Source organism: Maricaulis sp., from assembly GCF_048270265.1.
Taxonomy (GTDB): domain Bacteria; phylum Pseudomonadota; class Alphaproteobacteria; order Caulobacterales; family Maricaulaceae; genus Maricaulis.
The window spans coordinates 88,066-94,559 of the sequence record NZ_JBLWTD010000012.1 but is presented as its reverse complement, the minus strand read 5'-3'; the positions used below and the strand labels follow the sequence as shown (position 1 = coordinate 94,559).

Here is a 6,494-nt window from a genome sequence, read left to right as displayed (position 1 = left end):
GGTTAGAGCATAGGCAGACGGCGGGAGTGCGCTGGGGGGCAGGAAACGGCCTGCTCGGACTCTCTTGGGAAGGGGCGTACCGTGCAGGCCCACTCCCGCCGTCTGATCCGCCCATCTGAATGGGCGAATTCCGGTCACAGCTCACGCGCCTATTGGGCGGCGTCGCGACTGTCTTCCTCATCTTCATCATCGAACGACAACAGGTCGCCCGGCTGACATCCGAGTTCGCGGCACAGCGCTTCCAGGGTCGAGAAGCGGACGGCCTTGGCCTTGCCTGTCTTGAGGATGGACAGGTTGGCCATTGTGATTCCGACGCGATCGCACAGCTCGGTGAGCGACATGCGGCGCTCCAGCAGCATCCGATCGAGGGTGACGCGAATTGGCATATCTGTCGCTCCCCCTAGATCGTCAATTTTTGTTCTTGGCGCATTTTCGCACCTTCGCGGAACACTTCCGCAAATACCAGCAGGGTTACCACAGCGAACCATGCGCCCAGGCTGATATTCGGCATCAGGCCGAGTTCCGCGCCGCCGATGACCGGCTCCTCCATATCCATCAGGGTGAGGATCATTGCGACCGCCCCCTGGGTGAGGTGCCGCAAGATCTGGTAGGCCGCGATCGCGATCGCAATCACCTGAAGATGACGGGCATTTTCAGGAACGAAGGGATCGCCGGCGATCAGGGTCGCGAACACCCGGCGCAGACGGTCGATGACGACCATCGCGGCCACGATCTCGGCAATCAAAAAGGGATAGATCCAGCCCAGTCTCTGCACAGCATCGAACACTTGCGATGCCGGGCCTGGCGAATACCCCAGAAAATCCATCAGAAAGGCAGCCGCTGCGGCCACCAGAACCAGTGAGGCAAAGGCCAGCAAGGCCCAGCCCAGATACCAGGCTCCGCCCAGTACCATTCGGAGAATCGATGTAATCGATCCGCGTCCCAGCGTCTTCATGCCCACCCCTTCCCAAGGTCATTGGGCGGGCCGGCGGCGGACTGTTCCGCTACCGGCCTCACCTGATGTCAACCATTACGCGACCATTGGCGCAATAGCGTAGAACGTACCGGCGGCGACTGAAATCAGCAGCACCATATTAATCGCGACGGATGCGAACATACGGAAGCCGGAATTCTCGGACCTGACCATCTGACTGTTTCCTTTGTGTTGAATCGAAACCATTACCGTTGTCATTTCTGCTACCAGGACGATGTCTCCCGTCCTTGTTGATTATCGATAAACGCGAACCGAAAAAGACGCAAGCAAAAAATATCGTTTTTCGATATTAATTTCTCGAAAGCCGATAAACTATCGGCAAGGATCAGGTGATGACCGAGCAAGAGACCTGGGTGTTGGCAAGCCACAACCCGGGAAAAATCAAAGAGTTGGAAGCTCTCCTGGCCCCCCGTGGCATTGCCCTGAAAGGGGCTGCAGGACTGGGGCTGGATGAACCGGAAGAAACCGAAACGACATTCGAGGGTAATGCTGCGCTGAAGGCGCGGGCGGCCTGGGCGGCGACCGGGCTGACTTCGCTCTCCGATGATTCCGGCCTGTCCGTGGATGCGCTGGGTGGTGCGCCCGGCGTGCTCTCGGCGCGCTGGGCCGGTGAGCCGCGCGATTTCGACGCCGCCATGCGCCGCGTGCACGAGGCGCTACTGGCGAGCGGCAGTGAGGACCGCGCGGCGCGCTTCGTTTGCGTTGTCGCCCTGTGCGGGGTGGATGGAGAGGTCCGCCACTATCGCGGCGAGGTCGAGGGAGAAATCGTCTGGCCGCCGCGCGGCGAGGGCGGTTTCGGCTATGACGCCATTTTCCAGCCTGCCGGCCATGACCGGACCTTTGCCGAGATGACGGCGGCCGAAAAACGCTCGATGAGCCATCGCGGCCGTGCACTGGCGGCGCTGCTGGCTGCGGAGTTCGGGCGATGACAGCGCTGGCCGACGCGCTCGGCCTCTATGTCCACTGGCCCTATTGCACGCGGATCTGCCCCTATTGTGATTTCAATGTCTACCGGCCCAAGGGCCAGGAAGACGCCCTGCTGGACGCCATCCTCGCCGACATGACCGGCTGGCGCGAGCACACCGGGCCCCGCAGGCTGGCGAGCATTCATTTCGGTGGCGGTACGCCATCCTTGATGACCGGCGCCCAGATCGGCCGCCTGATTGCCCATGCCGAACAGCTCTGGGGGCTGGCCGACGGGGCGGAGATCGGGCTCGAGGCCAATCCCAACAATATCGACAATTTTGCCGACATCATCGCGGCGGGCGTCAACCGGCTCTCGGTCGGGGTCCAGAGCCTGGAGGACGCTGCGCTGACCGCGCTCGGCCGTGATCATGATGGTGCCCTGGCCCGGCGGGCGATCGAGCGGGCCATGGCCCTGTGCGACCGCGTCTCCATCGACATGATCTATGCCCGCGCCGGTCAGACGGCGGCGTCCTGGGAAGCCGAACTGCTTGAAGTCCTCGCTTTCGGCGCCAGCCATCTCTCGCCCTATCAATTGACCATCGAGGCGCGGACCGCCTTTGGCCGCCGCGCCAGCCGGGGCGAGCAGCTCGACAGTCCGGTCGATCTCGCCGCCGATATGTTCGATCTCACACATGATATCTGCGGCGCCCATGGCCTGGCGGCCTATGAGATCTCCAACCATGCCCGCACCGTGGAAGACCAGTCACGCCATAACCGGCTGTACTGGGAGGGCGGCGACTGGATCGGTGTCGGTCCGGGCGCCCATGGCCGCATCGGCGATGCTGCAGCGACGGGGCGTCTGGCCTGCGAGGCGCGGGCGCAGCCCGGGGCCTATATCGACGCCGTGGCGCGGACCGGCAGCGGCTCCGGGGCAACCGAGGCGCTCAGTGCCGCGGATGAACGTGCCGAACGCATCCTGATGGGCATGCGGCTGGATGACGGGCTCGATCTGGAGGTCCTGCAGCGCAAAACCGGTCTGACGATCGATCTTGAAGCGCTGGAACGGCTCGGCTCCCAGGGTCTGGTCGAGCAGCGCGGCGCACGCGTGCGGCTATTGCCGGCCGGCCGCATCTTTGCCGACCGGATTTCCGGTGAACTGGTCCCCGATACGATCTGACGTCTAATAGGCCAGCGGGTCGAAGGTCTGCGGTGCCGGTTCGATTTCGCGGAAGCCGTTGGACTGGACTTCATAGATCGCCAGTCCTCGCTCGATCACGCCGGAATGGGAAAAGCGGAACAGGCCATCAATCCCGAGAAAGCCTTCCGGGTCCTCGATGGCTTCACGGCTGAAGCCAAGCTCGCCGCCCTCGAGATGGGCTGCCAGCGCCACCGCGTCATAGCCGAGGCTGGCGATATTGGAGGCCTCGCTGCCATAGGCGGCTTCATAGGAGTCCTCGAAGCGCTGGTGAGAGGCGCGATCCGGGCCGGCGAACCATCCGCCATGCAGCGCAGGCTCACGCAGCAAGTCCTCGTCATTCCACAGACCGGTACCGAGGAAGCGGACGATCAGCGGGTCCACGGCCTGGGAAATCAACAATGGTCCCAGGGTGCGAAGCCGCGTGCTGCCTTCCGGCAACATGACCGCCTGGAAGGGTGCATCGGCATTGGGAACCCATTCCGAGCGGCGCAGTTCAAGCGCTTCTTCCGGGGTGATCGGTTCGAACACGCCGCGCGCCAACCGTGAGGAGGCGCTGGCCATCGCTTCGACATCGCCGGTGTAGAAGGCTTCGCGTGTCAGGCTGGCGCCGGTCAGTTCGGCATTGGTGCGCAGGGCGTTGTTGACCGCCATGCCATAGCGGCTCTGGGGGCCGAGATAGGCAAAGCGCTCGACGCCGCGGCGCGAGGCATAGTCGACGACACGGGCAACTTCGAGCTCCGGCGGGAAGCTGAGCAGATAGACGCCATTGCCGGCGGTATCGGTATCGGTCGAAAATGCGATGACAGGGATACCGGCGCGGCGGGCGATCTGGCCGACCACGGTGACCGATTGCCCGAACAGCGGCCCGAGAATCAGGTCGGCGCCATCCTCGAAGGCGGCCATGGCAGCCGCGCGGGCGCCCTCAGTGGTGCCTTGTGTGTCCTTGGGGATCAGCAGGAGATTGCTTCCGGCGCGCTCGAACAGGGCCAGTTCGGCGGCGCGCAACAGGCGCAGGGATTCGGCGCGGGCGCCGGAATTTTCACTGGAAAACGGCAACAGGATCGCAACCCGGGCGGTCTGGCGGCCTTCCATGTGCGGGGGCACCAGGCCAACGGCCTCGTCGATAACGGGTTCCTCAACGGGGTCGACCGGCGGCGCGACCTGTGGCGGCAGATCGATCACCACCGGCGGCGGTGGCGGGGTCGATGTCGTGCCGCAGGCACTGAGCGTGGCCGCCGCGATGATCGCGAGCAGGCGCAGGCCGCTTTTTTGTGTCATTCTTCCTGCGGCGCCAAACACGCGCAGTGCTACATCTGATGTCATGACTCAATCACCCAAGGAATTTCAGCCCGAAGCTATCCGCCCAGCCCGCGGCGGGCAAGCTCTCGCGCCCGGTCTTTATCTGGTCGCGACCCCGATCGGCAATCTGCGTGACGTGACTTTGCGTTGCCTGGATGTGCTGGCCGGGGCCGATCGTGTTCTCGCCGAGGATACCCGGGTCACCCGGCGCCTGCTGGATGCCTATGGCATCGAGGCGAAGCTGCAGCCCTATCACGATCATAATGGTGACAAGGTCCGGCCCCGTGTGCTCGAGGCGATTGCCGCCGGCGAGATCATTGCCCTGGTGTCCGATGCCGGAACGCCACTGGTCTCCGATCCGGGCTACAAGCTGGCGCATGCCGTGATCGAGGCGGGGCTGATGGTGACCGCCATCCCCGGCGCTTCCGCCGTGCTCAGCGCCTTGTGTGTCGCCGGCCTGCCGACCGACTGCTTCACCTTCGCCGGCTTTCCGCCACCGAAGACGGCGGCACGCGAGGCCTGGATCAAACCTTTCCGGGAAATTCGCGGCTCGCTGGTGATCTATGAAGGTGCCTCGCGCCTGGCGGCGTCCCTCGCCAGCATGGCCAAAGTGCTCGGGCCCCGCCAGGCGGCGGTGTGCCGTGAGCTGACCAAATTCCACGAGGAAGTCCGGCGCGGCACGCTCGAGGAGCTCGCAGCGCATTACGAAGAGGCCGGTTCGCCGCGCGGGGAAATGGTGATCGTGGTCGGCCCCGGCCCCGAGGATCACTGGGACGAAGCGCGGATCGATGCAGCGCTGAGGCAGGTGATGGCCGAGATGCGCATCAAGGATGCGGCGGCCCGCATTGCCGATGTCTCCGGCTGGAGCAAGCGCGATGTCTATGCCCGCGCCCTCGCCCTGAAGGGAGATGCCCGGTCGGGAGAGGCATCGTGACGGCGCCGCGCCGAGCCGCCGAGGCGCGCGGCCGCTGGGCCGAATGGCTGGCCATGGTCTGGCTCAGCTGCAAGGGGTATCGCCTGCTCGATCATCGCGCCCGCACGGCGGCCGGCGAGATCGACCTGGTGGCGACGCGCGGCGAATATCTGGTCTTCGTCGAGGTCAAGGCGCGCCGGACGCTGGCCGCCGCGCTGGAATCCTTCGGTTCACGCCAGCGCCGCCGCATCATCCGGGCGGCCTCCCTGTGGCGGGCGCGGCATCGCGGCTTCGAAACCCTGCACATGCGCTATGACCTCTTCCTGGTCGCACCCGGCCGCTGGCCAGAGCATCGCCGGGCCGCGTGGGTCCCCGAGCATCGCGAAGCTCTCGATCTTCTCTAGGAAACAGCCTAGCTTGGTGACGTGCCCGGTCATGCCGGGTCAGAAATTGTCTGCGGATCTGCGGATTCGCCTTCCAGACCGACAGGAGTCTGCCGGATGACGGCCCGATTGAAAGCCAGCCTGCTTCTTCCCCTGCTCTGCATGTTCGCGACGCTCGCGGGCTGCGCGGCGATCCAGCCCGAGCGCTCGATCGGACGCGAACTCGACGACACCAATGCCTCGCTCTCGATCAAGGCGGCGATGCTGCGCAGCGAAGGCTTCGCGCTCGACGGTATTGATGTCGAGGTGACCGAAGGGATCGCACTCCTGACCGGCCGCGTGCCGCGCGAGGATGACCGGATGATGGCTGAATGCCTGGCTTGGTCATCGGTTGCGGTGCGATCGGTGGCCAATGAGATCGAGGTCGGTCCGTCTAATGGTTTCCGTGACCGCAGCCGCGACGCCTGGATCACCCAGCGGGTGCGCGGGCAACTCCTGTCCGACCGTGATGTGCGCAGCGTCAATTTCAATGTCGAGACCTATGCCGGAAAGGTCTATTTGCTCGGTGTCGCGCGTTCGCGCGGCGAGCTGGAGCGGGCCAGTGCCCATGCGGCCCTCGTGGGTGGTGTGGTTGAAGTGATCAGCTATGTCCGCATCGCCGGCGTGCCGAGTGATCTGCCGTCGCGCGGCGAGAGACGCGCCGAGGCCTGTGCCGGCGAATCCATGCCGGGCCTTGATTCCGAAGGCAATCTACCCAACTCCACACCACAATTGCTCGGTGCCGCGGGAGATCAGCAGTGA

8 protein-coding genes are annotated in these 6,494 nt (G+C 64.7%); 5 read left to right on the top strand and 3 right to left on the bottom strand.

The window, feature by feature from the left end; all coding sequences use genetic code 11:
* Positions 1–149 precede the first annotated feature (149 nt).
* Positions 150–386: a helix-turn-helix domain-containing protein gene (locus ACN0YF_RS08605; protein WP_417481284.1), complete on the bottom strand. Its 237-nt coding sequence runs from the start codon at positions 384–386 to the stop codon at positions 150–152.
* 14 nt (positions 387–400) lie between these two features.
* Entirely contained in the window at positions 401–955 is a 555-nt protein-coding gene (locus ACN0YF_RS08600) for a DUF2975 domain-containing protein (protein ID WP_417481285.1), read from the bottom strand.
* 371 nt (positions 956–1,326) lie between these two features.
* On the opposite strand from ACN0YF_RS08600, the gene rdgB reads away from it, so the two are divergent.
* Together rdgB and hemW are read left to right on the top strand one after the other, a co-directional pair.
* Positions 1,327–1,923 carry an RdgB/HAM1 family non-canonical purine NTP pyrophosphatase gene (rdgB, locus tag ACN0YF_RS08595; RefSeq protein WP_417494062.1) on the top strand — a complete coding sequence of 199 codons (597 nt, stop codon included), beginning with the start codon at positions 1,327–1,329 and terminating at the stop codon, positions 1,921–1,923.
* On the top strand, positions 1,920–3,077 hold the full coding sequence (hemW, locus tag ACN0YF_RS08590) for a radical SAM family heme chaperone HemW (protein ID WP_417494061.1): 1,158 nt from the start codon (positions 1,920–1,922) through the stop codon (positions 3,075–3,077). The genes rdgB and hemW overlap by 4 nt, the downstream gene beginning before the upstream one ends.
* A 3-nt stretch (positions 3,078–3,080) precedes the next feature.
* Here hemW and ACN0YF_RS08585 read toward each other — a convergent pair whose 3' ends face one another.
* Positions 3,081–4,376: a penicillin-binding protein activator gene (locus tag ACN0YF_RS08585; RefSeq protein WP_417494060.1), complete on the bottom strand. Its 1,296-nt coding sequence runs from the start codon at positions 4,374–4,376 to the stop codon at positions 3,081–3,083.
* A gap of 43 nt (positions 4,377–4,419) precedes the next feature.
* On the opposite strand from ACN0YF_RS08585, the gene rsmI reads away from it, so the two are divergent.
* From rsmI to ACN0YF_RS08570, 3 genes are all read left to right on the top strand, one after another.
* Positions 4,420–5,331, top strand: a complete 912-nt coding sequence (gene rsmI / locus ACN0YF_RS08580) for a 16S rRNA (cytidine(1402)-2'-O)-methyltransferase (RefSeq protein ID WP_417494059.1) — start codon at positions 4,420–4,422, stop codon at positions 5,329–5,331.
* Entirely contained in the window at positions 5,328–5,714 is a 387-nt protein-coding gene (locus ACN0YF_RS08575; RefSeq protein ID WP_417481290.1) for a YraN family protein, read from the top strand. The genes rsmI and ACN0YF_RS08575 overlap by 4 nt, the downstream gene beginning before the upstream one ends.
* A 96-nt stretch (positions 5,715–5,810) precedes the next feature.
* Positions 5,811–6,494 (top strand): BON domain-containing protein, encoded by a 684-nt coding sequence (locus ACN0YF_RS08570; RefSeq protein ID WP_417494058.1) that lies wholly within the window; start codon positions 5,811–5,813, stop codon positions 6,492–6,494.

What these genes read in the sequence shown, in the direction of transcription:
- ACN0YF_RS08605 (WP_417481284.1), bottom strand. Translation starts at nt 386, where the DNA reads ATGCCAATTCGCGTCACCCTCGATCGGATGCTGCTGGAGCGCCGCATG.
- ACN0YF_RS08600 (WP_417481285.1), bottom strand. Translation starts at nt 955, where the DNA reads ATGAAGACGCTGGGACGCGGATCGATTACATCGATTCTCCGAATGGTA.
- rdgB (WP_417494062.1), top strand. Translation starts at nt 1,327, where the DNA reads ATGACCGAGCAAGAGACCTGGGTGTTGGCAAGCCACAACCCGGGAAAA.
- hemW (WP_417494061.1), top strand. Translation starts at nt 1,920, where the DNA reads ATGACAGCGCTGGCCGACGCGCTCGGCCTCTATGTCCACTGGCCCTAT.
- ACN0YF_RS08585 (WP_417494060.1), bottom strand. Translation starts at nt 4,376, where the DNA reads ATGACACAAAAAAGCGGCCTGCGCCTGCTCGCGATCATCGCGGCGGCC.
- rsmI (WP_417494059.1), top strand. Translation starts at nt 4,420, where the DNA reads ATGACTCAATCACCCAAGGAATTTCAGCCCGAAGCTATCCGCCCAGCC.
- ACN0YF_RS08570 (WP_417494058.1), top strand. Translation starts at nt 5,811, where the DNA reads ATGACGGCCCGATTGAAAGCCAGCCTGCTTCTTCCCCTGCTCTGCATG.